17 protein-coding genes and 1 pseudogene are annotated in these 25,354 nt (G+C 72.8%); 14 read left to right on the top strand and 4 right to left on the bottom strand.

Annotation, left to right across the window (positions count from 1 at the left end):
• Positions 1-358 precede the first annotated feature (358 nt).
• Both glnII and ACFYV1_RS09700 read left to right on the top strand, forming a co-directional pair.
• On the top strand, positions 359-1,390 hold the full coding sequence (gene glnII / locus ACFYV1_RS09705) for a glutamine synthetase (RefSeq protein WP_389394883.1): 1,032 nt from the start codon (positions 359-361) through the stop codon (positions 1,388-1,390).
• 127 nt (positions 1,391-1,517) lie between these two features.
• Positions 1,518-1,697, top strand: a pseudogene (locus ACFYV1_RS09700) (helix-turn-helix domain-containing protein); the annotation flags it as partial.
• On the opposite strand, the gene ACFYV1_RS09695 reads toward ACFYV1_RS09700, so the two are convergent.
• Entirely contained in the window at positions 1,682-3,043 is a 1,362-nt protein-coding gene (locus tag ACFYV1_RS09695) for a PepSY-associated TM helix domain-containing protein (protein WP_389395274.1), read from the bottom strand. The pseudogene ACFYV1_RS09700 and the gene ACFYV1_RS09695 sit on opposite strands and share 16 nt — an antisense overlap.
• Positions 3,010-3,903: a hypothetical protein gene (locus tag ACFYV1_RS09690; RefSeq protein ID WP_389394882.1), complete on the bottom strand. Its 894-nt coding sequence runs from the start codon at positions 3,901-3,903 to the stop codon at positions 3,010-3,012. The genes ACFYV1_RS09695 and ACFYV1_RS09690 overlap by 34 nt, the downstream gene beginning before the upstream one ends.
• On the opposite strand from ACFYV1_RS09690, the gene ACFYV1_RS09685 reads away from it, so the two are divergent.
• From ACFYV1_RS09685 to ACFYV1_RS09670, 4 genes are all read left to right on the top strand, one after another.
• Positions 3,902-4,894 carry an NAD-dependent epimerase/dehydratase family protein gene (locus tag ACFYV1_RS09685; protein ID WP_389394881.1) on the top strand — a complete coding sequence of 331 codons (993 nt, stop codon included), beginning with the start codon at positions 3,902-3,904 and terminating at the stop codon, positions 4,892-4,894. The two genes, ACFYV1_RS09690 and ACFYV1_RS09685, sit on opposite strands and share 2 nt — an antisense overlap.
• Before the next feature lie 158 nt (positions 4,895-5,052).
• Positions 5,053-6,318 (top strand): sensor histidine kinase, encoded by a 1,266-nt coding sequence (locus ACFYV1_RS09680; RefSeq protein ID WP_389394880.1) that lies wholly within the window; start codon positions 5,053-5,055, stop codon positions 6,316-6,318.
• The gene (locus ACFYV1_RS09675; protein ID WP_389394879.1) at positions 6,303-6,965 is read left to right on the top strand and encodes a LuxR C-terminal-related transcriptional regulator; all 663 of its coding nucleotides are present in this window, start codon (positions 6,303-6,305) and stop codon (positions 6,963-6,965) included. The genes ACFYV1_RS09680 and ACFYV1_RS09675 overlap by 16 nt, the downstream gene beginning before the upstream one ends.
• 203 nt (positions 6,966-7,168) lie before the next feature.
• Complete coding sequence (locus ACFYV1_RS09670; protein ID WP_389394878.1) at positions 7,169-8,728, top strand: DUF1996 domain-containing protein; 1,560 nt, start codon at positions 7,169-7,171, stop codon at positions 8,726-8,728.
• A 227-nt stretch (positions 8,729-8,955) separates the two neighbouring features.
• Here ACFYV1_RS09670 and ACFYV1_RS09665 read toward each other — a convergent pair whose 3' ends face one another.
• Positions 8,956-9,459: a hypothetical protein gene (locus ACFYV1_RS09665; RefSeq protein ID WP_389394877.1), complete on the bottom strand. Its 504-nt coding sequence runs from the start codon at positions 9,457-9,459 to the stop codon at positions 8,956-8,958.
• A gap of 102 nt (positions 9,460-9,561) precedes the next feature.
• Between ACFYV1_RS09665 and ACFYV1_RS09660 the strand changes: the two genes are divergently transcribed.
• The 7 genes from ACFYV1_RS09660 to ACFYV1_RS09630 all read left to right on the top strand — a co-directional run bounded on the left by ACFYV1_RS09660 (position 9,562) and on the right by ACFYV1_RS09630 (position 19,399).
• Complete coding sequence (locus ACFYV1_RS09660) at positions 9,562-12,720, top strand: alpha-N-acetylglucosaminidase TIM-barrel domain-containing protein (protein ID WP_389394876.1); 3,159 nt, start codon at positions 9,562-9,564, stop codon at positions 12,718-12,720.
• A 93-nt stretch (positions 12,721-12,813) separates the two neighbouring features.
• Positions 12,814-13,614: a tyrosine-protein phosphatase gene (locus ACFYV1_RS09655; protein WP_389394875.1), complete on the top strand. Its 801-nt coding sequence runs from the start codon at positions 12,814-12,816 to the stop codon at positions 13,612-13,614.
• 275 nt (positions 13,615-13,889) lie between these two features.
• On the top strand, positions 13,890-15,848 hold the full coding sequence (locus tag ACFYV1_RS09650) for a hypothetical protein (RefSeq protein WP_389395273.1): 1,959 nt from the start codon (positions 13,890-13,892) through the stop codon (positions 15,846-15,848).
• Between the two features lie 117 nt (positions 15,849-15,965).
• Positions 15,966-16,688 (top strand): TetR/AcrR family transcriptional regulator, encoded by a 723-nt coding sequence (locus ACFYV1_RS09645; RefSeq protein WP_389394874.1) that lies wholly within the window; start codon positions 15,966-15,968, stop codon positions 16,686-16,688.
• A 69-nt stretch (positions 16,689-16,757) separates the two neighbouring features.
• On the top strand, positions 16,758-17,300 hold the full coding sequence (locus tag ACFYV1_RS09640; protein ID WP_389394873.1) for a GNAT family N-acetyltransferase: 543 nt from the start codon (positions 16,758-16,760) through the stop codon (positions 17,298-17,300).
• A gap of 48 nt (positions 17,301-17,348) precedes the next feature.
• A complete protein-coding gene (locus ACFYV1_RS09635) occupies positions 17,349-18,410 on the top strand; it encodes a LacI family DNA-binding transcriptional regulator (protein ID WP_389394872.1) in 1,062 nt (353 codons plus the stop codon).
• Between the two features lie 92 nt (positions 18,411-18,502).
• Positions 18,503-19,399 (top strand): phosphatase PAP2 family protein, encoded by an 897-nt coding sequence (locus ACFYV1_RS09630; RefSeq protein WP_389394871.1) that lies wholly within the window; start codon positions 18,503-18,505, stop codon positions 19,397-19,399.
• Positions 19,400-19,825: 426 nt separating this feature from the next.
• Here ACFYV1_RS09630 and ACFYV1_RS09625 read toward each other — a convergent pair whose 3' ends face one another.
• Positions 19,826-22,813 (bottom strand): bifunctional [glutamine synthetase] adenylyltransferase/[glutamine synthetase]-adenylyl-L-tyrosine phosphorylase, encoded by a 2,988-nt coding sequence (locus tag ACFYV1_RS09625; RefSeq protein WP_389394870.1) that lies wholly within the window; start codon positions 22,811-22,813, stop codon positions 19,826-19,828.
• A 345-nt stretch (positions 22,814-23,158) separates the two neighbouring features.
• On the opposite strand from ACFYV1_RS09625, the gene ACFYV1_RS09620 reads away from it, so the two are divergent.
• Entirely contained in the window at positions 23,159-25,303 is a 2,145-nt protein-coding gene (locus ACFYV1_RS09620; RefSeq protein ID WP_389394869.1) for a PIG-L family deacetylase, read from the top strand.
• The last annotated feature ends 51 nt before the right edge of the window (positions 25,304-25,354 follow it).

Raw genomic sequence — 25,354 nt, 5'->3', positions numbered from 1 at the left:
GGGGAGAACGCGTCGCGGCACAAGGATGTGTCGCATGTCTCGGGACGTCCCGGCACTCCGGTGCACGGGCCCCTGCGAGGGCATCCGTCGAGCCTGCGGCACGAGCGGGACCGGGACTCGGCGGGCACCGCCAGAGCGCTCGCCACCAGCGGTTACGGGCCGCCGGCCGTGGCCGGGACCGCCGGCTTCGCCGCGTGGCCGGGCGCGCGGGGGGCGGCCCGCGGGGCTCGACCGGCGGGCCGGGTCGTGACCGGCCGGTATGGCGCGTAACGCGGGGTTCACAAATGGGCAACGGCCGGGAAATCGCGGATTGCCAAGCTGCGCGGCATACCGCTGCACCCGCAAAGGATGAGACCCCGTGACCTTCAAGGCTGAGTACATCTGGATCGACGGCACCGAGCCGACCGCCAAGCTTCGCTCGAAGACGAAGATCATGACGGGCTCCGCCGCCGCCCTCGCCGACCTGCCCATCTGGGGCTTCGACGGGTCCAGCACCAACCAGGCGAAGGGCCACGCCTCCGACCGTGTCCTCAAGCCGGTCTTCACCTGCCCCGACCCGATCCGCGGCGGCGACGACATCCTGGTGCTGTGCGAGGTCCTCAACACGGACATGACCCCGCACGACTCCAACACGCGTGCCGAGCTGGCCGAGGTGTACGGGCGGTTCGCCGCGCAGGAGCCGATCTTCGGCATCGAGCAGGAGTACACCTTCTTCAAGGGTTCCCGCCCGCTCGGCTTCCCCGAAGGTGGCTTCCCGGCAGCGCAGGGCGGCTACTACTGCGGTGTCGGCGCCGACGAGATCTTCGGCCGTGACGTCGTGGAGGCGCACCTCGAGAACTGCCTCCAGGCGGGCCTCGGGATCTCCGGCATCAACGCCGAGGTCATGCCCGGTCAGTGGGAGTTCCAGGTCGGCCCGCTCGCGCCGCTCGAGGTCGCGGACCAGCTGTGGGTGGCCCGCTGGCTGCTCTACCGCACCGCGGAGGACTTCGAGATCTCCGCGACGCTGGACCCGAAGCCGGTGAAGGGCGACTGGAACGGCGCGGGCGCGCACACCAACTTCTCCACGCGGGCGATGCGCGAGGGCTACGAGGCGATCATCACCGCGTGCGAGTCGCTCGGCGAGGGCTCCAAGCCGCTCGACCACGTCAAGAACTACGGCGCGGGCATCGACGACCGTCTGACCGGTCTGCACGAGACCGCCCCGTGGAACGAGTACAGCTACGGCGTCTCCGACCGCGGCGCCTCCGTCCGTATCCCGTGGCAGGTCGAGCAGGACGGCAAGGGCTACATCGAGGACCGCCGCCCCAACGCCAACGTCGACCCGTACGTGGTGACCCGCCTGCTGGTGGACACCTGCTGCTCGGCGCTGGAGAAGGCCGGCCAGGTCTGAGCGCACCGGTCCTGATCAGGAGGGCGTCCGCCGTGACGGCGGGCGCCCTCCTGTCGCTCCGGGTCACGACCCCCGTGGGGGCGGCCGACGTGCACGTGCGGGTGGCGGTGGCGGCGTCGTGGGGATCATGGCGCATCCGCACCGGGTCCACACCCGTGACCAGCTGGTCACCACGGTGTGGGGTCACGGGCATGTGGGCGACGGCCGCACCGTCGACGTCCATGTGGCGCGGCTGCGCCGCAAGCTGGGCGGCGAGCACCGCCGCACGATCCGGACCGTGCGGCGGGTCGGCTACAAGTACACGCCCTGGCCGTGCCGTTCGGGCAGGGAGCGTGACCTGGCCTTCGACGCGGCGCCGAGCGCGATGTCGAAGGCCAGGAACACCAGCAGACTGATGCCGAGCATCGGTACGAACCAGCCGGCCAAGGCCGTCGCCGCGGCGACCGGCAGCAGTACGGTCACCGGCACCTTCCGCCACGCTCCGCGCGGCACCGGTCGGCCCGGGCCGAGCCTGTGTTCCTTCGTCGGGCGGCGCAGCCACCACATCCGGTAGCCCCACACGACGAGCAGGATCAGGGCGGCCGTCAGGGCGGCCAGCGCGAGCTGGTTGGGCAGGCCGAAGAGCACACCCATGTGGCCGTCGATGCCGTAACGGGTCAGTTTGGCGAGCAACGGGTAGTCGTCGAAGCGCAGTTCGTCGACAACGCGGCCGTCGGCGGGATCGACGGCGACCGAGTCGAGGTGGACCGGGTACTGGGTGTCGGTCTCCTGGACGACGTATCCCTTGCCGTCGGCCGGCAGGGTCACGGCGAGTCTGCCGTCCACGCCTGAGCCGCGGGCGGCGGCCACGGCGGCGTCGATGCCGACGTCCGTGCCCCGGTGCTCCGTGCCGTGGCCGCTGCCGCCGTGGCCCTCGTGTTCGTCCCCGCCGCCGGCGTCCGCCCCGAGCGCGGCGGAGACGGTGGGGGTGGCTCCGCCGAGCTGGTCCTGCACGGCGCCGATGTTCTCGCCCGCGTAGCGGGACCAGGTCAGGCCGGTGGCCGAGAGCAGGACCAGGCCGGTGACCGTCCACAGGCCGACGGTGCCGTGCCACGACAGGGTCCTGCGGCGGCCCTTCGTGCCGCGCTCGGGTAGGAACAGGGCCCGCTTGGTACGCCGTCGGCGTCCGGCCCAGAGCATGAGTCCGCCGAGTGCGACGACCCACAGCCAGCTGGCGGCCAGTTCGCTGTAGTGCCGCCCGAAGTCGCCGAGATGCAGGTCGCGGTGGAGTTCGTCGAGCCACGCCCGCAGCGGGAGTGCGCCGGAGCTGCCGTACGAGGGGAGCTGCCCCCGTATGTCGGCGGTGTACGGGTCGACGAAGACGGCGAGGGATCTGTCCTGCGCCACGCCGGGGTCGCTCATCAGGACGCGGGTGGTCGCCCCGTCCTCGTACGACGGCCACACGGCGGTGACGGTGCCGTCGGGGTTCGCCGCGCGGGCGGCGTCGACCTGCCATTCGAGCGGGAGGGCGGGACCGGAGACGGGAGCGGTGAGTTGATGGCGGTAGACGAACTTCTCCGCCTGGAACGACAGCGAGTAGAGCAGACCGCTGACGGCGGCGACGAGGAGCAGCGGGGCGATCAGCAGCCCCGCGTAGAAGTGGAGCCGCAGCACGAGCGGGCGCAGCGCGCCGCGGGTTGCGGCGGGTTCGGCCGGGGCGGTGGCGGCGGTCTTCTCCGCCGTGCCCTGGTCGGGGGCGTCGATGGACATGGGGGTCCTCGGAGTTGGTGTGTCGACATGGGGAAGGCGGCCCCCGGTCGGACAGCAGCGGCTCCGGGGACCATGGCGCGGTGGAGGGCCGGCGCGGGCGGCCCGCGGCGGACGACGGTGTGGGCGAGCGGTACGCCGGGCGCGAAGTGCGGCCGGGTGGCCGGGCGGGGTGCGGGGACCGTCTCCGGAAGGCGTACGACGGTGGTGAGCAGCAGTCGCAGTGGGGTGAACGCGAAGGAGAGCGCGCTGCGCGCGAGGCGGAAGAACGCGGCCTCGCCGTGCGCCAGCCACAGCGCGCAGCCTGCGGCGGCGGCGAGGTGCACGGTGAGCATGCCGGTGTCGGTGACGGCGTCCGGGGGCGTCTGCTGGTGTCCGTGGTGGGCGGCGCTCTGTCCGCCGCCCGCGAAGATCAGATGCAGGGCTCCTTGTACGGCGAGCATTCCGGCGCCGATGGAACGGGCGCCGCAGCGGCGGCCCGCCGCGAGCCAGCCCGCGCCCGCGGTCACTCCGAGCGCGGTGAGCAGGGCCGTGGGAGGTATGTGATGCGCGGACAGGGACGAATGCCCCATAGCGGCAAGGGTGACCGAAACCGCCGCGAAGAGTGCGGCCCGCAGGGCGCGCATCGGCGACCGGGCATCCGTCATCGTCGGCACATGCTGCCAGCTCGGGGCCGGGTCCGGGAGAGTGACCGCGGGTACGGGACGTTCTCCCGGCAGCAGAACCGCTGTCGTCGGCGCGAGCCCGTGGGGCAGAGTCGTGATCATGAAACTTCTGATTCTGGGCGGTACGGAGTTCGCGGGGCGCGCGGTCACGGAGGCGGCGCTCGCCCGCGGGTGGGACGTGACGGTCTTCCACAGGGGACGGCACGCGGCACCGGCCGGCGTGGCCGTACGGACCGGCGACCGCACCGCGGAAGGCGGGCTGGCGGCGCTGGCCGAGGGCGAGTGGGACGTCGTCGTCGACACCTGGTCGGGCGCCCCGTCGGCGGTGCGGGACACGGCACGGCTTCTCGCGGGCCGGGCCGGACGGTACGTCTACGTCTCCAGCTGCTCGGTGTACGTGTGGCCGCCGGCGGCCGGGTACGACGAGAGCACGGCCACCGTGCCCAGTTCGCCGGACGCCGGGGAGGTGCCGTACGCCGAGGCCAAACGGGGCGGTGAGCTCGCGGTGCTGGACGCGTTCGGGGACGCGCGTTCCCTGCTGGTGCGCTCGGGACTGATCCTCGGGCCGTGGGAGAACATCGGACGGCTGCCGTGGTGGCTCGGGCGGATCGCCCGCGGCGGTGACGTACTCGCGCCGGGACAGCGGGAGACGCCGCTGCAGTACGTCGACGTCCGCGATCTCGCCGAGTGGATGCTCGACGCGGCGGAGGCCGGGCGCGGCGGCCCGTACAACGTAGTGAGCGAGCCGGGTCACACGACGACGGGTGAACTCCTCGACGCCTGCGTCGCGGTGACGGGTTCGTCGGCGCGGCTGAGGTGGACGCCTGCCGAAACCATCCTGGCGGCGGGGGTGGAGCCGTGGTCCGATCTGCCGATCTGGGTGCCGCCGACGCAGGAGGGGTACGGCGCACTGCACGGGGTGGGCGTGGAGCGCGCGCTGGCGGCCGGCCTGCGGTGCCGCCCCGTCGGGGACACGGTCCGCGACACGTGGGCCTGGCTCACGGCGCTGGGCGGCGCGGCGCCGCAGCGGCCCGATCGCGCGAAGGTGGGGCTGTCACCGGAGGTGGAGGAGCGGTTGCTCGGCAAGGGGTGACACGGGCTGACGCCCCGCGCCCAGCCGTCGGTTCCGTGCCGCGGGCGGCGGCGGGTGTACTCAGATACACCCCTGGTCCGGTGCCGGGCACCAGTGCGTTTCGCGGGCGACGCCCGAGACACTGGTGATCGAGACCGGAGGACGAGGGGGACTTGTAGATGATCGAGAAGGTTCACGGCGCGGTGGTGGCCGGCGCGCGGGGGCTGGGGCTGGCCCTGATGGGACTGATCGGATCCGTCGTGCTCTTCACCCTGGCGACGGTGTCGATCGCCCTGATACCGGTCGGCGTCGGCGTGTTCACCACCCCCTGGGTGATGACGCTGGTGCGGGCGCATGCGGGCCGCAGACGGCTGCTGGCGGCGCGGTGGTCCGAGGTCCGCATCCCGGTCCGCTACCGGCACTTCCCCGGACGGCCCCTCACGGGGGTCGCCGGCCGGGTCGAGCGCTGTTCCCGGATGCTGAAGGACCCGGCGACCTGGCGGGACATGCAGTGGCTGCTCACGGACATGACGGGTGGCGCGGTCCTCGCGATCCTCGCTCCGGCGCTGATCCTGGAGGGCGTCTTCGGGCTGCTGCTCGCGGCGGGGCTGTGGAAGCCGATCGTCGAGGCACAGGGCACCTACTGGTACACGTTCCTGCCGGTCACGGACGGCGGCTCGGCCCGTCTGGCCGCCCTGCTCGGCGCCGCCTGGATGATCGTGGCGCTGCACGTCAACCCCGCCCTCGTACGCGGCCACTTCAGGCTCGCCGGCGCGGTCCTCGCCCCGAACCGGCAGGAGGAGCTGGAGCAGCGCATCGACCGGCTGACAGAGACCCGGCACGACGCGGTGGACTCGTCGGCGGCCGAACTACGCCGCATCGAACGGGACCTGCACGACGGGGCCCAGGCGCGGCTGGTCGCGGTGGGGATGAGCCTCGGAACCGTGGAGGCGCTGATCGAGAAGGACCCCGCACAGGCGAAGGAGCTGATCGCCAAGGCCCGCGAGTCGTCCGCGGAGGCGCTGACGGAACTGCGGGACCTGGTGCGGGGGATCCATCCGCCGGTACTGGCCGAGCGCGGCCTGGGCGACGCGGTGAAGGCGCTGGCGCTGCGGCTGCCCGTGCCGGCCGAGGTGGAGGTGGAGCTGCCGGGCCGGGTCGACGCGCCGGTGGAGTCGGCGGCGTACTTCGCGGTGAGCGAGTCGCTCACCAACGCGGTCAAGCACTCGGGTGCCGACCGCGTCTGGGTGGACATCACGTACGCGGAGGGCTCGCTGCGCATCGCGGTGACCGACAACGGCAGGGGCGGGGCGGTGATCGGGGCGGGGTCCGGCCTGAGCGGTGTCGAACGGCGGCTCGGTACATTCGACGGAGTCCTGGCCGTCGGCAGCCCCGCGGGCGGTCCCACCATGGTCACCATGGAGATCCCTTGCGAGTTGTACTAGCCGAGGACCTGTTCCTGCTGCGGGACGGCCTGGTCCGCATGCTCGAGGCGTTCGGCTGCGAGATCCTGGCCGCCGTGGAGAGCGGTCCCGAACTCAGCCGGGCACTGGCCGAGTTGGATCCGGACGTCGCCGTCGTCGACGTCCGGCTCCCGCCGTCGCACACGGACGAGGGTCTGCAGTGCGCGCTCGCGGCGCGGCGGGCGAGACCCGGCCTGCCGGTGCTGGTGCTGTCGCAGCACGTGGAGCAGTTGTACGCACGGGAGTTGCTGGCCGACGGGCGCGGCGGGGTCGGCTATCTGCTGAAGGACCGGGTCTTCGACGCGGAGCAGTTCGTCGACGCGGTGCGCAGGGTGGCGGCGGGCGGCACGGCCATGGACCCGCAGGTGATCTCGCAGCTCCTGTCGCGGCGTTCGCAGGACAAGCCGATGGACGGCCTGACACCGCGTGAGCTGGAGGTCATGGAACTGGTGGCCGAGGGGCGCTCGAACGCGGCGATCGCGGAGCGGCTGGTGGTGACCGAGCGGGCGGTGGCCAAGCACACCTCGAACATCTTCGCCAAGCTGGACCTGCCGGTCTCCGACGACGACAACCGCCGGGTGCTCGCGGTGCTCGCCTACCTCGACCACGGGCGGGCTACGCGGGCCTGAGCGACGGGGGCCCGTCTCCGTCGGGGTCCGAGAAGGTTCGGCGCCCGAAGTCCTCTGCGATTCACGCGACTCCCGTGACTTCCGTGACTGCCGTGACTTCCGTGACTTCCGTGACTGCCGTGACTTCCGCACATGACTGAACACCTGAGAGACGGTGTCCGTATGGAACGGCGCGTACTTCCCTCCCCCGGGATTGGAGTTCCATGGGACGCACATCGAGAAAACGCTCAACGCTGGCAAACCGGGCGATCGCTGCCTCGGCTGCCCTTCTTCTGGGCGGGGGTGGGCTGGTGGCAGCCAATTTCTACGCTTCCGCCCATGAAGGATGGGGCGGCGACGGTGAACGGAGCCGGCCGAGAACCCAGAGCGCCGGGCAGCCGGTCTCCACCATCGACTGTCCGGAGGTCGTCAATTCCATCAAGGACATACCCGACGACCAGCGGTACGCCGTCGACCGCGAACTTGCCACTCTGGACAACCAGATCACCACGTACTACCAGCGGTTCGCCGACAACAGGGAGCGGGTCCAGAACGACCGCGGCTTCGCGCAGAACCAGCTGCTGAACCCTTTGAAGAACGAACGACTGGTGATCATCCAGCGGATCGTCGCGCTGATCGACCGCTCTGCCGCACGCCCCCAGGGGCTGGAGGAGACGGCGCCGTGCACGCTGCGCGGCGACGACAACGATCAGAACAACGACGGCGGCCAGAACGGCGACGGTCAGAACGACGGCCAGGACGGTGGTCAGGACGACGGCCGGAACAACGACGGCGGCCAGGACCAGGGCCAGGGCCAGGACGGCGGGGACCAGGGCGACGGCAACGGCGGGAACGGGAACAACGGAGGCCAGGCCGGCAACGGCCCCGTGGCCGACGACTTCGTCGAGATCGAGTCCGTCCAGCCGAACGTCGACAGGCCGCGCAAGCGGCGAGGCGCCTCGCGCGGCACCTTCACCACCAACTGCGGCGTGAACGAGAACGGCCTGTTCAACTCCGACAACGTCATCGCCGCCCCCGGCGTGAGCAACGGCGCCCACCACATGCACGACTACGTGGGCAACCAGGCCAACAACGCCTTCGCCGCCGACGACGACCTCGCGAACGGAGACACCACCTGCAACAACCAGGGCGACAAGTCGACCTACTACTGGCCCGTGCTGCGCGTGCAGAACGGCCAGAACGAGTTCGACGCCGGCGCGGACGGCGGCGGCAACGACCAGAACGTCGGTGAGATCCAGACGCCTACCGAGGTCACGCTGAGGTTCGAGGGCAATCCGCGGAGCAAGGTCACCGCGATGCCGAAGTTCCTCCGCATCATCACCGGTGACGCCAAGTCGTTCACCAACGGTGACGCGAACGCCAACGCGTCCTGGAGCTGCACCGGATTCGAGGACCGGCAGCTGAAGGACAAGTACCCGATCTGCCCCGAGGGCAGCCAGGTGGTACGGAGCTTCAAATTCCAGAGCTGCTGGGACGGACAGAACACCGACAGCGCGAACCACCGCACCCATGTCTCCTTCGCCGAGGAGGACGGCAGCTGCCCGAACGGCTTCCGGGCCATCCCGCAGCTCGTGCAGCGGATCGTCTACGACGTGCCGCCGCCGGTCTTCGAGGGGGACAACGCCTCGACCTTCGCGGTCGACTCGTTCCCGGAGCAGCTGCACAAGCCGATCACGGACCACGGTGACTTCATCAACGTCTTCGACGACAACCTGATGGACCGGATGGTGGACTGCATCAACGACGGCCGCCGTTGTCAGTGACCCGCTGAACCGCGAGAGGCCGGGCCGGCCCGGGGAGTCCCCCGGGCCGGCCCGGCCTGCTCGTGTCTGCGGACGGAGCGGCGCTGCCTCTCGCGGTCCGGTCCGGGGAGCGCCCGGACCGGACCGGTGGTGGTCGTGACGGTGGTGGTGGTCGTGACGGTGGTGCCGGCGCGGGGGTGGGCCGGTTCCCGTTCCGCGCGCCGTGCTACTCGTGGCGGGCCGGCTCCTCAATGCCCTTCGTGGCCGCCGTGGCTTTCGTGGCCTTCGCGACCGGTGTCCTCGCCGTTGCCCTCGCCGGATCCGTGCCGCGCCCCGGTCTCCACCTCGCCGCCGAGCCGGCCGCGCAGTGCCTCCACCACCCTCTCGTCGCCGACCGCGACCCACTTGCGCCCGACCAAATACGTGCCGCCGTAGTCGTTGGCCTCGTTGATCCACTCGCGCTGACCGCGGTCGGTGGCGAACGTCGCCAGGACGTACCTGCCGTCGTCGGTACGGCAATTCGCCTGGCGCAGTTCCTCCGCGTCCGTCTGGATGTTCGGTTCACAGTCGGCCCGCCGCGCGAGGTCCTCCAGGCTGCCGGTCGCCGTTCTCGGCGCCTTCGCGCCCTTGTCGGCCGCGACACGCCCGTCGCCGTCGTCACCGAAGCCGCAGGCCGCCGCCAGGGCGAGGACCACAACTGCCAGTCCTGTCCGGGCCGCCCGCCACGTGCTCGTACTCGTACTCGTCCGCATCCGGCCATGGTGCCTTCCCGGCCCCTCTGCGCGCGGCCGAACCACGGGTAACGTGCGCTCCGCACGCAGCCGTTGTCGCCCCAGCAACATGGAGGAGCGCTGATGCACGAGCTGTCGAGACGTACTCTCCTGGGAACCGCCGGAGCGTTGGGAGCCGGGGCGCTGGTCGCCGGGCAGAGCCCCGCGGTCGCCCTGCCCGCCCCGGCCCGGCCGCCCGGGGGCACGCGCACCGAACCCGCCGAACCCTCCGGCGGATCCGCCACAGGACCCGTCACCGGACCCGCCACCGGACCCGCCCTCGCAGCCCTGCGCCGCCTGCTGCCCGACCACGCGGACCAGTTCCGCCTCACCCTGGTCACCGGCGCCGAACGTTTCCGCGTATCCGGCTCCACCGGCCGCATCGAGGTCGCCGGCACCGGCCCGGTGGCCCTGCTGACAGGGGTGCACTGGTACCTCAAGTACGTCTGCCGGGCCCACATCTCGTGGTCCGGCTCGCAGCTCGACCTGCCGCACCGGCTGCCCGCTCCCCGCCGTCCGCTGGAGCGGAGCGCGACCGTCCCGCACCGGTTCGCGTACAACGACACCCACGACGGCTACACCGCCCCCTACGCCGACTGGCCGCGCTGGGAACGGCACATCGACGTCCTCGCCCTGCACGGCTGCAACGAGATCCTGGTGACGCCCGGCCAGGAAGCTGTCTACCACCGGCTTCTCATGGACTTCGGCTACTCGGACACCGAGGCCCGCACCTGGCTGCCCGCGCCCTCGCACCAGCCCTGGTGGCTGCTCCAGAACATGAGCGAGTACGGCGGGCCCCTGTCGCCCGCCCTGATCGAACGGCGCACCGCCCTCGGCCGGCGCATCACCGACCGGATGCGCGAACTGGGCATGCACCCCGTCCTGCCGGGCTATTTCGGAACCGTCCCCGACGGCTTCGTCGCCCGCAACCCGGGCGACGCGCGGGTGATCGGGCAGGGCGGCTGGAACGGGCTGCGCCGCCCCGACTGGCTCGACCCCCGCACCCGGGCGTTCGCCGACGTCGCCGCCGCCTTCTACCGGCACCAGCAGGAGCTGTTCGGCGGGATCGACCACTTCAAGATGGACCTGCTGCACGAGGGCGGCACGGCCGGTGACGTACCCGTGCCGGACGCCGCCCGCGCGGTGGAGACCTCACTGCGCGCGGCCCGCCCCGACGCGACCTGGGTGATCCTCGGCTGGCAGGCCAACCCGCGTCCGGCGCTGCTCAACGCCATCGACACCTCCAAGGTGCTCATCGTCGACGGCCTCTCCGACCTGGACTCCGTCACCGACCGGGAGACGGAGTGGGGCGGCACCCCGTACGCGTTCGGCACCATCCCGAACTTCGGCGGCCGCACGACGATCGGCGCGAACACCGACCGTTGGACGGAGAAGTTCACCGCCTGGCGCGACAAGCCCGGCAGCGCGCTGGTGGGCACCGCGTACATGCCGGAGGCCGCGGAGCGCGACCCGGCGGCGCTGGAACTGTTCAGCGAGCTGGCCTGGCGCGAGGAGAAGACCGACCGGGACGCCTGGTTCGCCGGGTACGCGGACTTCCGCTACGGCGCCGAGGACCGTTCGGCACGCGCCGCGTTCGCCGCGCTCGCCACGACCGCGTACAGCCTGACCAGCACCGACGGCCGCCCCCACCACTCACTGTTCGGCCGCCGTCCGTCACTCACCACGTCCATCGGCACGGCCTTCGATCCGGCCGGTTTCGACCGGGCGTTCGCCGCGCTGCTCGGCGTTCGGCCGTCGCTGCGCGACTCGGACGCCTACCGCCACGATCTGACCGACCTGGCCCGCCAGGCACTCGCCAACCGCTCCCGCACGCTGCAGTTGCCTCTGCGGGCCGCGTACGTCGACAAGGACACCGAGACCTTCCGGGCGATCACCGCGCTGTGGCTGAAGCTGATGCGGCTGAGCGACACCATGGCCGGTTGCCACCGTTCCTTCCTGCTCGGTCCCTGGCTCGAGGACGCCAAGCGGCTCGCCACCGACCCGGAGGAGGCGGTCGAACTGGAGCGCACCGCCCGTGTACTGGTCACGACGTGGGCCGACCGGAGCGCCGCGAACCACCTCAGCAACTACGCCGGCCGGGACTGGCAGGGGCTCATCAACGACGTCCACCTCCCCCAGTGGGAGGCGTACCTGACCGAGCAGGCCGACGCGATGGCGGAGGGCCGGACGCCGAGGTCCTTCGACTGGTACCCGGCGGAGGAGGCGTGGACGAAGGACCGCCGCCCCTACCCGGTCCGCCCGACGGGTGACGCCCACCGCACGGCACTGCGGGTGTACGACACCCTGGCCCGCGCCCCGTACCAGGGGCACGTCACGGTGGACGTGGAACCGCCGTCGTTCACACCGGGCAGCACCGGCACGGTGACCGCCGGTTTCCGCAACCTCAACGGGCTGCGGGCCACCGGACGGGTCGACTTCGAGCTGACCGGACTCGACGCCGAACCGCAGGGCGACGCACACCTGGACGGCGTGGCGGCCGGAGACACGGACTCGGTGTCCTGGCGGGTGACCGCGTCTCCCGAGCCCCTCACCGAACCGCTGGTCCCCATGCCCTACCGGCTGAGCACCCGATACGGGCCGCGGGGTGAGGAGCGGGTTGCCGTCACCCGGCCCGGCAGCGTGTATCTGGCCTCGCCGCTCGACCCCCGGTGGCGCACGTTCACCTCCAACGCCGCCGTGTTCGGGCAGGTCGGCGACCGGCTCGCGATCAACGGAGCCGGCAACGACCTGTGGCGGGGCACCACGCACTTCGCCACCGCGTACCGGGAGGCGGCGCTCGCCTCGGGCGGCAGCGTGCTGCTCCGGGTGGACTCGCAGGAGAACACGGGCAGTTGGGCACGGGCCGGCATCGTGGTGCGCAACTCGCTCGCCGCACCCGGCGACAGGGGCTTCCTGAACCTGGCGGTGACCCCCGGGCAGGGCGTCGTGATGTCGTACGACACGAACGGCGACGGCACCCTCGACACCTACCGCCGCATCACCGGTGTCAAGGCCCCGGTCCTGCTGCGGCTGACCAGGAACGCGGGCACGTCCTTCACCGGCGCGTGCTCCACCGACGGCGGCACCACCTGGCGGACGGTGGCCACGGTGTCCGTCCCCGGCACGGCCGCCGTACAGGACACCGGGTTCTTCATGAGCGCCACGAACGGCGGGAGCGGGGCGCGCGGGACGGTCGGGTTCAGCGGCTGGTCCGTGACGGGAGGTGTCGCGGCCGCCGGGTGACGCCGGTGGGTCCAGGGTCTTCGTCAGGGTCGAGCCGGGCATGATCCGGTCGAGCCCGGCATGATCCGAACGAAAGGGCCCAGGGTCCCACTCATGAACGCGATCCCCTCCACCACCGTCGCGAACCTTCGCGATCTGGGCGGTACTCCGCTGTCCGGCGGCCGGTCGGTGCGCGGCGGCCTGCTGTTCCGGTCCGGGCAACTGGACCGGATGGACGCCGCGTCCGACCCGGCCGTCGCCGCCCTCGGTATCCGTACCGTCGTCGACTTCCGTACGCAGGCCGAACGCGACGCCCGCCCCGACCGGGTGCCGGAGGGCGGACGGCTGCTGCTCGCGGACGTCCTCGCCGACCAGGTCGCCTCCGGCCGGATGCCCGCGGCGGCCCGGCTGCGGCGACTGCTGGCCGATCCTGCCGTCGCCGAGCAGGAACTCGGCGGCGGCAGAGGCCGGGAGTTGTTCGGCGAGATCTACCGCGCGTTCGTGACGACCGATTCGGCGCGCGTCGCGTACCGGGCCTTCCTCGACGAGGTGGCGGACCCCGGCTCCGGGCCGCTGCTGTTCCACTGCACGGCGGGGAAGGACCGTACGGGCTGGGCGGCGACGATCGTGCTCACCCTGCTCGGCGCGGCACCGAAGACGGTCGAGGCCGAGTACCTGTCCGTCAACGCGGCGGTGCGCGAGGCGTTCGCACCGCTCGTCGAGGGCTACACGCTCCAGGGCGGGCAGCCGGAGACGGCACTCGCGATGATCGGTGTGGTGCCGGGCTATCTGCGGGCCGCGCTGGACGAGGTCGACGCGCGCCACGGCTCGATGGAGAAGTACGTGAGCGAGGGCCTGGGCGTCACGGCCGCCGCGGTGGAGCGCATCCGCGAGCGGCTCGTCGTCCCCGCGTGACCACGGGCGGCACCGTGCGCGCCTGGTGACCACAGGACGATTCGCTCGTTCTGCTGAACGTGCGCCCACACGACGTCGTCCCCTCCTCCGACTCCTCCGGCTCCTCCGTGCCCCGACCCGCGCCCGGAGCCGCGCCCGATGCCGGAGCCGAGGCCGCGCCCGATGCCGGAGCCGAGGCCGCGCCCGATGCCGAGGCCGTGCCCCAGACCCACGGGGCCGTGCCCGAGACCCACGGGGCCGTGCCCCAGACCCACGGGGCCGGGGTCGTACCCGAGGTGTCCGAGGCATTGCCCGAGGCGGACGCCGTGCCCGGAGGAGGCGGGGTCGCGGTGCGTCAGGCCGAGGCGGCGCTCGTCGAGCACTACCCCCGCCTCGTCAGGATCGCCTACCTGCTGCTGCCGTCGTCCCTGGGCGTGAGCCGCCGCGTGCTGACCGCCCACGCCGTCGTGCAGCGTTCGCTGCCCCGCGGCGACAGTACGGCCCGGCTCCCCCCGCCCGCGCCGGCGGTGCCGCGCGCCCGCCGGCCCGAGGCTCCGTGCACACCCGGCTACACCTACGTACGGGACCGGGTGCTGCGCCAGGCGCTGAAGGCGTCGCTGCCGGTGCGGCCATGGGCGTGGCCCCGGCGAACCCGGTTCCCGCCGCTGCTGCCGCACATGTGGGGCCTGCGTGTCCTTCCCCGCTCGGGCGGTGCGGAAGAACTGGCGCTGGATCAGCGGCTGTCCGCGCTGCCCGGCCCGGCCAGGGCCGCGTACGTGCTGCGCGGTCTGGAGAAGCTGTCCGACCGTGAGGTGCGCGAGGCGCTGGAGCGGGCCGGGGCCGCGGAGGCGGAGCAGGCGCTGTCGGAGGCCCGCGGGGTGCCGGGCGGGCGGCGGGGTGCGCAACTGCTCGGCTCCTCCGAGTTCGACGCCTGCTCGCTCCAGGTGCGGCCCACCGATCTGCTGCGCCGCCGCCGTCATGCCACGGCGGCGCTGGTGGCAGCGGCGGCGCTCGCGGTGTGCGGGACGCTGCTCGCGCTGCCGGACGGCCGGGAGGGCGGCGCGGCGACCGTGCCGTACACCCGTCACGCCTCCGTCGAGGCGGCGCTCGATCCGGACAGACTGGTACGCGTCCGCGCCACCGCCTGGCAGGTGTCGACCCGCAGGGACTTCTCGGTCTGGCCCGCCCGGGGGCCGCTCACCGGCGACCGGGCACTGCTGAGCCGGGCGCTGGCGGCCTGGGCCGGGCCCGGGGACGGGATCCGGGTCACCGCGACCCCCGGAACGCCTTCCGGGCCTCCGATGGGGCCGCCGCAGCTGCTGTTCGCGGGTGACGTCGGCCGCGCGCGCGTGGTCGTCCTGCACGACGGGCTGCGCGTCGTCCGCTACGCCGAGTCGGCCGGATCGCGGGGTGCGGCGGGCGGTACGTCCCTCGACTTCGCGCGTACGGACGGAGCGGACGCCGCCGCCTCCGGTGCGCTCGTCGCCGGACGTTCACGGGACAGCGTCCGTTATCTGACGGCCCCCTGGGTGCGCGGGGCCTCGGTACGTGACCTGGTCGACCCGGCCGGGAAGCCGCGTCCGCTCCGCCGGGACGCGAGCGGTCTCACCGAGCGGCTGCCGAGCCCGGTCGGCGCGCGGAAGTGCCTGGCCTGGCAGGCGCTGGAGCTGACCGACGGCAGCGGGACCACCGTGGTGACGGACCTCGGGGAGCTGACCGCCGCGCACCTCACCTACGGCCCGCCCGGCGCTCCCACGGAGGTCACGAGCGCCGCCGCGCGCGAGTCCTGGGCGCGCACGGCCTGTCTGCTGCCGGGTGTCAGGGCGCACGGTGTGCGCAGCGTCAACTCGTGGGAGTACGCGCGGCAGCGGCTGCCGGAGGCCAACGGCACGGCCACCTGGATGTGTACGCGGGCGGACACCTGGCGGGGCACGGGCAGCAGGGTCATGGCCCAGTTCCACCCGCCCGCCCCGCGGCCGGGAACGCCCGGAACGGTGGTGGCACGGGCCGAGGACTCCCCGGCCTGCGGTGCGCGCGAGCCGCGGGTGCTGGCCGGTGTGCTGTGGAAGTCGCGGGCCGGGCAGTGGTACGTGCTGGCGGCCGGCAGCGGGCAGCTCACCTCACTCACGGTCTCCGGCGACGGGGTCGAGGGCGGAGCGGCGGACCATGTGGTGGCGGTACGTGCTCAAGAGGGTGCCCGGCCCGAACTGAACGGCCGCCTGGCGGACGGCACTCGGGTGGGCTCACTGCGTTGAACGCCCGCCCCGGCGGTCGGAGGGCCGGTCCCGGCTGACGACCCTGGAACACGTCCGCCCCTCGGGAGGGCGGGTCCTCGTACCGGTGCGGATCAGGCCAATGGGTAGGGTGTGGGCATGACGACCGGGGTGCGGCGCAGGATGGGCGTCGAGGAGCGCAGACAGCAGCTGATCGGCGTGGCGCTGGAGTTGTTCAGCCACCGCTCCCCCGACGACGTCTCCATCGACGAGATCGCGGCGGCCGCGGGCATCTCGCGTCCCCTCGTGTACCACTACTTCCCCGGGAAGCAGAGCCTGTACGAGGCGGCGTTGCGCCGGGCGGCCGACGAACTCGCCGCCCGTTTCCTGGAGCCGCCGAGCGGTCCGCTGGGCGCACGGCTGCTGCGGGTGATGGGACGGTTCTTCGACTTCGTCGAGGAACACGGGCCCGGTTTCTCCGCGTTGATGCGGGGCGGCCCCGCCGTCGGCTCGTCCACCGCGACCGCGGTGATCGACGAGGTGCGGCAGGCCGCGTACGACCAGATCCTCAGGCATCTCGGGGCCGGCTCCCCGTCCGCGCGCCTGGAGCTGGTCGTGCGTTCCTGGGTGTCGCTCGCGGAGTCCACGGCGCTGATCTGGCTCGACGGCCGGCGGATCCCCCGCGCCGAGCTGGAGTTGCAGCTGGTGCACGACTTCGCGGCGCTGGCCGCGGTGAGCGCCGCCTACGACGAGGAGATGGCGGACCTCCTTGTCCGCATCCTCGCGGACGAGCCGATGGACGGCCCGTTCGGCGACCTCGTGGGCCGCCTCACGGAGCTGGTGCCCTCGATCGTCAAGGTGCCCTCCCAGCGTTTGCGTTAGTGCCTGCGGCGGCGCCTGCGGTAGCGCCTTCGGCAGAAGGCGGCCGGCCCGGTCCTGCATCATCGGGTCATGATCACCACTGCCGGTTTCCGCCTCGCCACCGCCTCCGACGTGCACATCCTCGTCGCCCTCTTCGACGGCGCCGCGCGCTGGATGCTGCGCAACGGCATCGACCAGTGGAAGCCCGGCGACAAGGAGGCCGGCCACTTCCGGCGGCGGATCGCGGAGGGCGAGGTGTGGCTGTGGGAGAGCGGTGGACGGCCTGCCGGTGCGTACGAGGTGTGGTGGGACGACACCGCCGCATGGGGAGTCCAGCCGCCGGTCGCCGGCTACGTGCACCGTCTCATGACCGCTCGCGACGACGCTCCGGCCGGCTCGGGCCTGGCGTTGCTCGCCCATGCCGAGCGGCGCATCGCCGCTGCCGGGCGGGAGATGGCCCGGCTGGACTGCCTCAGTTCCAATCCGCGGCTGCGCGCCTACTACGAGGCCGCCGGGTACCGGGTGGTGGGCGAGGAACCGGCCAAGGTCGCCGCGGACGGCAGCCGTTACGGCGTGCTGCTGCTCGAGAAGCCGCTCGGGCGGGCAGGCGCCGACCCCGGCAACACCCCCTGATCCGAGGCCCGGTGGGCAGGTGAAGTCGTGACGGGTACAGTCCGATCCGTGACCGCTCCCGCACGCCTGGCCGACATCGCGACCCAGGCGGGGGTCAGCGAAGCGACGGTGAGCCGGGTCCTCAACGGAAAGCCAGGCGTCGCCGCGACCACCCGCCAGTCGGTGCTCGCCGCCCTCGACGTGCTCGGCTACGAGCGGCCCGTCCGGCTGCGCCGGCGCAGCGCGGGCCTGGTGGGACTGATCACGCCGGGCCTCGACAACCCGATCTTCCCCGCCCTTGCCCAGGTCGTCGGCCAGGCCCTGACGCGTCAGGGCTACACGCCGGTGCTGGCCACGCAGACGCCCGGCGGTTCAACCGAGGACGAGCTCACCGAGATGCTGGTCGACCGGGGCGTCTCCGGAATCATCTTCGTCTCGGGTCTGCACGCCGACACCACCGCAGGCATGGAGCGCTACGACCGGCTCCGCGCCAAGGGCGTCCCGTTCGTCCTCGTCGACGGTTTCGCGCCGGACGTGCGCGCGCCGTTCATCTCCGCGGACGACCGCGGCGCGATGCAACTCGCCGTGACCCACCTCGTCTCCCTCGGTCACACCCGGATCGGCCTCGCGCTCGGCCCCCGGCGGTTCGTACCCGTACTGCGGAAGATCGAGGGCTTCCGACGCGCGGTGCAGGAACAGCTGGGCATCACGCCCGAGGCCTCGGGGGATCTCGTCCAGCACTCCCTCTACACCCTGGAGGGCGGCCAGGCCGCGGCCTCGACGCTGATGGACCGGGGATGCACGGCCGTGGTGTGCGCCAGCGACATGATGGCCCTCGGGGCGATACGGGCGGCCCGGCACCGGGGCCTCGAAGTACCGGACGACATCTCCGTCGTGGGATTCGACGACTCGGCGCTGATCGCCTTCACCGATCCGCCGCTGACCACCGTCCGGAAACCGGTGCAGGCGATGGGGCAGGCATCGGTGCGCGCGCTCCTGGAGGAGATCGGGGACATCCACTCGGCATCCGCGCCGGACCGGCCGAGGGCTCCCGTGCACGGCGAGTTCGTCTTCATGCCCGAGCTGGTGGTCCGGGGTTCGACGGCTTCCGGCCCCGGACGCCGCCCCTGAGACGCCTCTCGTCCGTGAGGGGGAGAGTATGCGGTACGAACCCGACGGAGGGATGATCGGAGGGAGCCGTTCATCTGGCAAACTCCTCTCTCATGGGTGAATCGACCGTGAAGACTCTTGAAAGCCGGACGGCGACCCCGTCACCCATGGTGGAGGGCGACGGGGCGAGTTCGCCCGCGCCCGCCCGGCCCCGGCTGCCACGGACACCCGCTCGCCCCAGCATCTGGTTCGAAGTCATGCTGATCGCGGTGAGTTACTGGACGTACTCGCTGATCCGCAACGCCGTACCCGAGCAGAAGAGCCAGGCCCTGCGCAACGCGGACTGGATCTGGCAGGTGGAGAACACCCTCGGCATAGCGGTGGAGGACTCGGTCAACCACGCGATCAACTCGGTCACATGGCTCATCGTGTCGATGAACTATTACTACGCCACGCTGCACTTCGTCGTCACCATCGGTGTGCTCGTCTGGCTCTACCGTGCGCATCCGGGCCGTTACGCCGCCGCCCGACTCGTCCTTTTCGCCACAACCGGTGTGGCTCTGGTCGGTTACTACCTGTACCCGCTCGCACCGCCCCGGTTGATGAACGGCCAGAGCTTCATCGACACCGTGCTGGTCCACGACACCTGGGGCTCCATGGCCTCGGGCAACTTCAAGAACATGTCGAACCAGTACGCGGCGATGCCGTCCATGCACATCGGCTGGTCGGTGTGGTGCGGACTGATCATCTTCGCGCTGGCGACCGCGCCGTGGGCGAAGATCCTTGGCCTGCTGTACCCGACCCTGACACTGGTCGTCATCGTCGCCACGGCGAACCACTTCTGGCTGGACGCGGTGGGCGGCATGATCTGCCTGGCGTTCGGCTTCGCGGTCTCCTACGCGTGGTACCGGGCGCTTCCGCACCAGCTGCCGCGGCTTGTGGTCGAGGAAACCGCGGCCGGCGGCGACACCGGCGGCCTGCGCCGCTTCCTCCCCGCGGCCCGCGGCTGACTCCCGCGGAAACGCCCCCGGGCCCCGCACGGGTGCGACCTCCCACTCCGACCTGACGGCCGCGGGGCGCTCCTCCGCGAAGACGGAATCCGCACCGCACAAGCCCGCACCTGCGCAGCGCCCCCCACCGCCGCCCGGGGACAGGTCCAAGCGACCCTTGGCTCCGGTGGGCAGCGGCAGCCATCTGCCCGTACGACACCGGCTCCGGGCCCCCACCCCTCACGCGAAGCCCGGCACGCCGCCCTGGAACAGGTCCAAGCAACCCCCGGCCAGGGCGAAGCCCGGCTCTGGGCGAAGCCCGGCTCCGGTGGGCAGCGGCGGCCATCTGTCCTGACCGCACCGGGTCCGGGCGGAGCCCGGTTCGGGAAGGGGCGGGGTGGGGAAACGGCCCCGCGCAGCGGCCCCCACCCGCCGCCCGCCCCAGGGCTACGCGCCGTAGAAGAGGGACTCCATCACGCCCCGCGCCCGCCGTGTCACCCGCCGGTAGTCGTCCAGCATGTCGCCCACGTGCCCCGGCCCGTACCCCATGTACCGGCCCACCGCCGCCAGCTCACGCGCGTCCGACGGGAACGTGTCGCCCGCGCGGCCGCGGACGAGCATCACGCCGTTGCGGACGCGCGTCGCCAGGACCCAGGCCTCGTCCAGGGTCTGGGCGTCCTCGGCGGACACGAAGCCGGCGGAGTGCGCCGCCGCGAGGGCCTCGCGGGTGCGCGTGGTCCGCAGGCCCGGTTCGTCCGCGCCGTGCCGCATCTGGAGGAGCTGGACCGTCCATTCGACGTCGCTCAGACCGCCCCTGCCGAGTTTGGTGTGCAGTGTCGGGTCCGCGCCCCGCGGCAGCCGCTCGGACTCCATACGGGCCTTGAGCCGGCGGATCTCGCGCACGGCCTCGTCCCCGAGACCCTCCCTGGGGTAGCGCAGCGGGTCGATCAGCCTGATGAACGCCGCGCCGAGCTCGGCGTCGCCCGCCATGGGCAGGGCTCGCAGCAGCGCCTGGCTCTCCCAGACCCGCGACCAGCGGCGGTAGTACGCCTCGTAGGAGGGGAGTGTGCGCACCAGCGGACCGTTGCGGCCCTCGGGCCGCAGGTCGGCGTCGATCAGCAGCGGCGGGTCCGCGGTCGGCAGCTGCAGCAGTCTGCGCATCTCGGCGACGACGGCGTTCGCGGCGCGGGCCGCTTCCTGTTCGTCGACGCCCTCGCGCGGCTCGTGGACGAACAGGACGTCCGCGTCGGAGCCGTATCCGAGTTCGTACCCGCCGAAGCGGCCGACGCCGATGACGGCGAAGCGGGTGGGCAGGGTGTCGCCCCACTTGTCGCGTACGGCGGCGCGCAGCGCGCCCGAGACGGTGGCGGCGGTGAGTTCGGTGACGGCGTCGCCGACCCGGTCGACCAGGGCGCCCGGATCGCCCTCGGCCGGGCTGTCCTCGGTGCCGTAGGAGCCGATGAGGTCCGCGGCGGCGGTACGGAACAGTTCCCGGCGCCGTACGCCGCGGGCGGCGGTGACCGCCCCCTCCGCGGTGTCGGCGCGGCCGACGGCGGCGAGAACCTCCTGTTCGAGGTGGTCGCGGCCGCGTGGCCGCAGCCCTTCGGGGTCGCCGAGGATGGCGACGGCCTCGGGCGCGCGCAGCAGCAGGTCGGGCGCGAGCCGCCCCGCGGACAGCACCCGCGCGAGGTTCTCCGCGGCGGCGCCCTCGTCGCGCAGGAGCCGCAGGTACCAGGGCGTCTTGCCGAGCGCGTCGGAGACCTTGCGGAAGCCGAGGAGGCCCGCGTCGGGGTCGGCCGAGTCGGCGAACCAGCCGAGCAGCACCGGCAGCAGGGTGCGCTGGATGGCGGCCTTGCGGCTGACCCCGGAGGCGAGGGCCTCGAGGTGGCGCAGCGCGCCCGCGGGGTCGGCGTACCCGAGAGCTTCGAGGCGCTGGCCCGCGGCCTTGGGGCTGAGCCGGGTCTCGCCGGGGGCGAGCTGGGCGACGGCGTCCAGCAGCGGCCGGTAGAAGATCTTCTCGTGCAGGCGGCGCACGACGGACGCGTGCCGCTTCCACTCGCGGCCCAGGGTGGCGACGGGGTCGGTGCGCAGGCCGAGGGAGCGGGCGAGGCGGCGCAGGTCGGCCTCGTCCTCGGGCACGAGGTGGGTGCGCCGCAGTTTGTGGAGCTGGATGCGGTGCTCCATGGCGCGCAGGAAGCGGTACGCCTCGTCGAGTTGGGCCGCGTCGGCCCGTCCGACGTATCCCCCGGCGGCGAGGGCCTGGAGTGCTTCGAGGGTGCTGCCGCTGTGCAGGGTGGCGTCGCTGCGTCCGTGGACGAGTTGCAGCAGCTGGACGGCGAACTCGACGTCGCGCAGGCCGCCGGGGCCGAGTTTGAGTTCGCGCTCTATCTCGGCGGGGGGAATGTTGTCGACGACGCGGCGGCGCATCTTCTGCACGTCGGCGACGAAGTTCTCGCGTTCCGCGGCCTGCCAGACCAGGGGGTCGACGGCCTCGATGTACGCCTCGCCGAGCTTGGTGTCGCCGGCGACCGGACGGGCCTTGAGGAGTGCCTGGAACTCCCAGGTCTTCGCCCATCGCTGGTAGTAGGCGAGGTGGCTGGAGAGGGTGCGTACGAGTGGTCCGTTGCGGCCCTCGGGCCGGAGGTTGGCGTCGACGGGCCAGATGGTGCCCTCGACGGTCGTCTCCGAGCAGATGCGCATCAGGTGGGAGGCGAGCCGGGTCGCGGCCTGCAGCGCCTTGGCCTCCTCGGTGCCGTTCGCGGGTTCCGCGACGAAGATGACGTCGACGTCGGAGACGTAGTTGAGTTCGTGGCCGCCGCACTTGCCCATGGCGATCACGGCGAGCTTGCAGGCCGCGGCATCGTCGGGGGCGGCCGCGCGGGCGATACCGAGGGCGGCGCGCAGGGTGGCGGTGGCGAGGTCGGCGAGTTCGGCGGCGGCCTCGGCCACGTCGGTGGTGCCGCACACGTCGCGGGCGGCTATGGCGAGCAGGCAGCGGCGGTAGGAGACACGCAGGGACACGGGGTCGTCGGCGTCGGCGAGTCCGCGTTCGAAGTCGGCGACGCCCGGGTGCAGGTCGGCCGATTCGTAGGTGGCGAGGGCCTGCCAGTCGCGGGGGTGGCGGGCGAGATGGTCGCCGAGCGCCTCCGACGCGCCGAGGACACCCAGCAGCCGGTCACGCAGCGGCTTGGCGGTGATCAGATTGTCCAGGAACCTTCGCCTTTCACCGCTTTCGTGCGCTTCGACGACACGGACGAGGGAGCGCAGGGCGAGGTCGGGGTCCGCCGTGTCACCGAGGGCGTCGAGCAGGACGGGGTCGCTGCGCACGGACGACATGTCGGGGAGGTCGAGGAGCCGGCCGGCTGCGGAGGGGTCGGTGAAGCCACGCCTCAGCAGCCGCGTGAAGGTGCTGCTCCTGCGCCCCGGAACCGTCATCCCGGACTCCTGTCTGCCGTGCGGCCGCGCCGCCTCGCCGCCGTGCCGCCTTGTGCGCCCGAGCGTAGTCGCAGGCCGCGGCACCCGACCCGGCGCACCACGCCGGTGCGCGTCCGGCCGACGTCGCGGCCGACGTCGCGGTCGACGCTTCGGCCGCGGGCCCGGGCAGCGGTGATCCACCCCACAAGTGACGTACCCGGCGCGTGAGATACGCCATGTTCCTCGCACTTCGGACCTGATGAACCGCATGCTCGACATCTCCGTCCTCATGGCCGACCAGCGGTGCCCCCGAACGTTCTCGCCGGTCAGAACCCCGACCGATCAGAACACCGAAGGCATCACCCCATGCGCTCCTACGGGCTCCGCCGCCGCTTCGCCCTGCTGTCCCGTCGCGGCCCGACGGCGGCTGTCCTCGTCGTCGCACCGCTCGTGGCCGCACCGCTCGTCGTCGCGGCTTCGGTGCTCGGGGCAGGCATCGCCACGTCCGACGGCGCGCTGCCCGGCCCGCCGCCCCCGACGGCACGACAGACGGCGTTCGACAGTGCGCGGGCCGCGGCCGTACCGGTCCGGCCGCCCCGTCCGGCGGTCACGTCCGTGATGCAGATCGTCGCGCACCCGGACGACGACCTGTTCTTCATGAACCCGGACACCCATCAGTCCGTCGTGTCCGGCAGCCGTCTCACCTCCGTCTACCTCACCGCCGGCGAGTCCGACGGGGTCAATGCCGCCCGCACCGGCCCGCTGGCCCCGGCCACGCGGCCCGGCGCGGACAAGGAGCGTTACGCGGAGGCCCGGCAGAACGGCATACGGGCCGCGTACGCGGAGATGGCCACCGGCGACCGCACCAGCCCCTGGCGGCGCACCGCCCTGCACACCGCCGGTGGTGCCATGGCGGAGGTCGACATCCTCGTGGCCCGCCCGTCGGTCAATCTCGTGTGGGTGCAGCTGCGCGAGGCCGGCTCGATCCACGGCGACCGGCCCCACAGCCTGCACGGTCTGTGGGACGGACGGACGGACAGGCTGCGCTCGCAGCCGGCCTCCGGCAGCCCGGCCGCGGAGGACTTCGCGTACAGCCGGCAGCAGGTCGTGGACACGGTGACCGGGCTGCTGGAGCGGTACGCACCGACCCATGTGCGGATCCTGGACCCCACACCGGGGCTCGTCCCCTCGACCGGACACCCCTCCGACCACCAGGACCACACGTACGCGGCGCGCTTCACGCAGGCGGCGCTCGCCCGTTACGCGGCGATGCCCGACCACCCGGCCTTCTCCGTCCAGAGTTATCTCGGCTACGCGACCAGCGGCCTGCCGGGCACGCTCGACCCGCACACCGCCGCGGCGAAGCTGGACATCGTGCGCACGTACGCGTGGATGGACGACGAGTACCACTGCGGCGACCTCCTCGCCGGCTGCGGCGACCGCAAGGTGGCCGCCCGCCCGGAAGGCCGGGGCTGGACGAACACCGTCCGCCACACCCGCGGCGAGTCCACGTCGTGGGTGCGGCGGGACGCGGACGGCGGCACCTGGGCGTTCTCCGTTCTCGACACCCGCCTGGCGGTCTGGCACCGGCCGGCCGGCGGAACGTGGAGCGGGCCCGAGCTGCTGCCGGGCGCCGGGCTGGACAGCGGTGTCTCGTCCGTCCGGCTGCCCGACGGGCGGATCGCCGTCCTCGCCACCCGTACGACGCTCGGCGACGGCCCCGGCGGTTACCGCAGGGACGTCGTCACCGCCGTACAGAGCGCCCCCGGCGGCGACTTCGGGCCATGGGAGTCGCTGGGCATGCCGGAACGGGACGAGGACTCCGGTGTGTTCGACTTCAGCGCCCCGGCGGCGGCCGTCGACAGGGCGGGCCGGATCACGGTCTACCTGCGCAACGCCCGCCACTCGCTGAGCTCTCTCGCCCAGCGGACGGACGGCACCTGGGAGCCGTCGTGGCGGGAGCGGGGCGGCCGCGACCTGCACGGCGACCCGGCCGTGGCGTCGGACGCCCACGGCCGGCAGCAGGTGTTCGTCGGGACTCCCCGCTCGGTGGTGACGTGGACGCAGGCGAGGCCCGGCGCTCCGCTGCGCGGGCCCGTGCCGACCGGCCTGCCGCCGACCACGCTGGCGTTGAGCGCCGCGCCGGACGGCGACGGCGTACGTCTCTGGTTCCGCAGGCCCGCCTCCGGCGCGGTCCGCACAGCCCTGTTCTCCGGCTCGTCGGCCTCCCCCGTCACCGAACTCGGCGGCCCGGCCGGCTTCGGCCCGGTCGGCGCCTTCGGACCGGGCCTCTCGGTTCCGGCGGTCCGCTCCGGCACCGGCACGCCCGGCGTGGCCCTCCCCGGCACGGGCACGGCCGGCCGCACGGCCGTCCCGCCCCGCTGGGAGTCGTCGGGACCTCTGTTCGCCGGGGCACCGGCCGGCGCGGACACGGGGGTCGGCGCCGTCGGCCTCGACGGCCGCCTGTACTGGTCGGCGACGGACGGCGGCGGCTGGCAGCCGGTCGGCTGACCTTCGCCCCGCGCGTACGCACCGATGATTACGGGCACCGGGCGCGGTCTA

The sequence above is a fragment of the Streptomyces sp. NPDC003023 genome (genome assembly GCF_042888225.1).
Lineage (GTDB): Bacteria > Actinomycetota > Actinomycetes > Streptomycetales > Streptomycetaceae > Streptomyces.
Note: the sequence above shows the minus strand (reverse complement) of the source record. Positions and strands in the feature narration are given on the sequence as shown.

Bases quoted from the DNA above. Each gene is read 5' to 3' on its own strand.
- ACFYV1_RS09620 (WP_389394869.1), top strand. From the start codon at position 23,159: ATGCGCTCCTACGGGCTCCGCCGCCGCTTCGCCCTGCTGTCCCGTCGC.
- ACFYV1_RS09640 (WP_389394873.1), top strand. From the start codon at position 16,758: ATGATCACCACTGCCGGTTTCCGCCTCGCCACCGCCTCCGACGTGCAC.
- ACFYV1_RS09665 (WP_389394877.1), bottom strand. From the start codon at position 9,459: ATGCGGACGAGTACGAGTACGAGCACGTGGCGGGCGGCCCGGACAGGA.
- ACFYV1_RS09625 (WP_389394870.1), bottom strand. From the start codon at position 22,813: ATGACGGTTCCGGGGCGCAGGAGCAGCACCTTCACGCGGCTGCTGAGG.
- ACFYV1_RS09680 (WP_389394880.1), top strand. From the start codon at position 5,053: ATGATCGAGAAGGTTCACGGCGCGGTGGTGGCCGGCGCGCGGGGGCTG.
- ACFYV1_RS09690 (WP_389394882.1), bottom strand. From the start codon at position 3,903: ATGATCACGACTCTGCCCCACGGGCTCGCGCCGACGACAGCGGTTCTG.
- ACFYV1_RS09645 (WP_389394874.1), top strand. From the start codon at position 15,966: ATGACGACCGGGGTGCGGCGCAGGATGGGCGTCGAGGAGCGCAGACAG.
- ACFYV1_RS09630 (WP_389394871.1), top strand. From the start codon at position 18,503: ATGGGTGAATCGACCGTGAAGACTCTTGAAAGCCGGACGGCGACCCCG.
- ACFYV1_RS09655 (WP_389394875.1), top strand. From the start codon at position 12,814: ATGAACGCGATCCCCTCCACCACCGTCGCGAACCTTCGCGATCTGGGC.
- ACFYV1_RS09685 (WP_389394881.1), top strand. From the start codon at position 3,902: ATGAAACTTCTGATTCTGGGCGGTACGGAGTTCGCGGGGCGCGCGGTC.
- ACFYV1_RS09660 (WP_389394876.1), top strand. From the start codon at position 9,562: ATGCACGAGCTGTCGAGACGTACTCTCCTGGGAACCGCCGGAGCGTTG.
- ACFYV1_RS09670 (WP_389394878.1), top strand. From the start codon at position 7,169: ATGGGACGCACATCGAGAAAACGCTCAACGCTGGCAAACCGGGCGATC.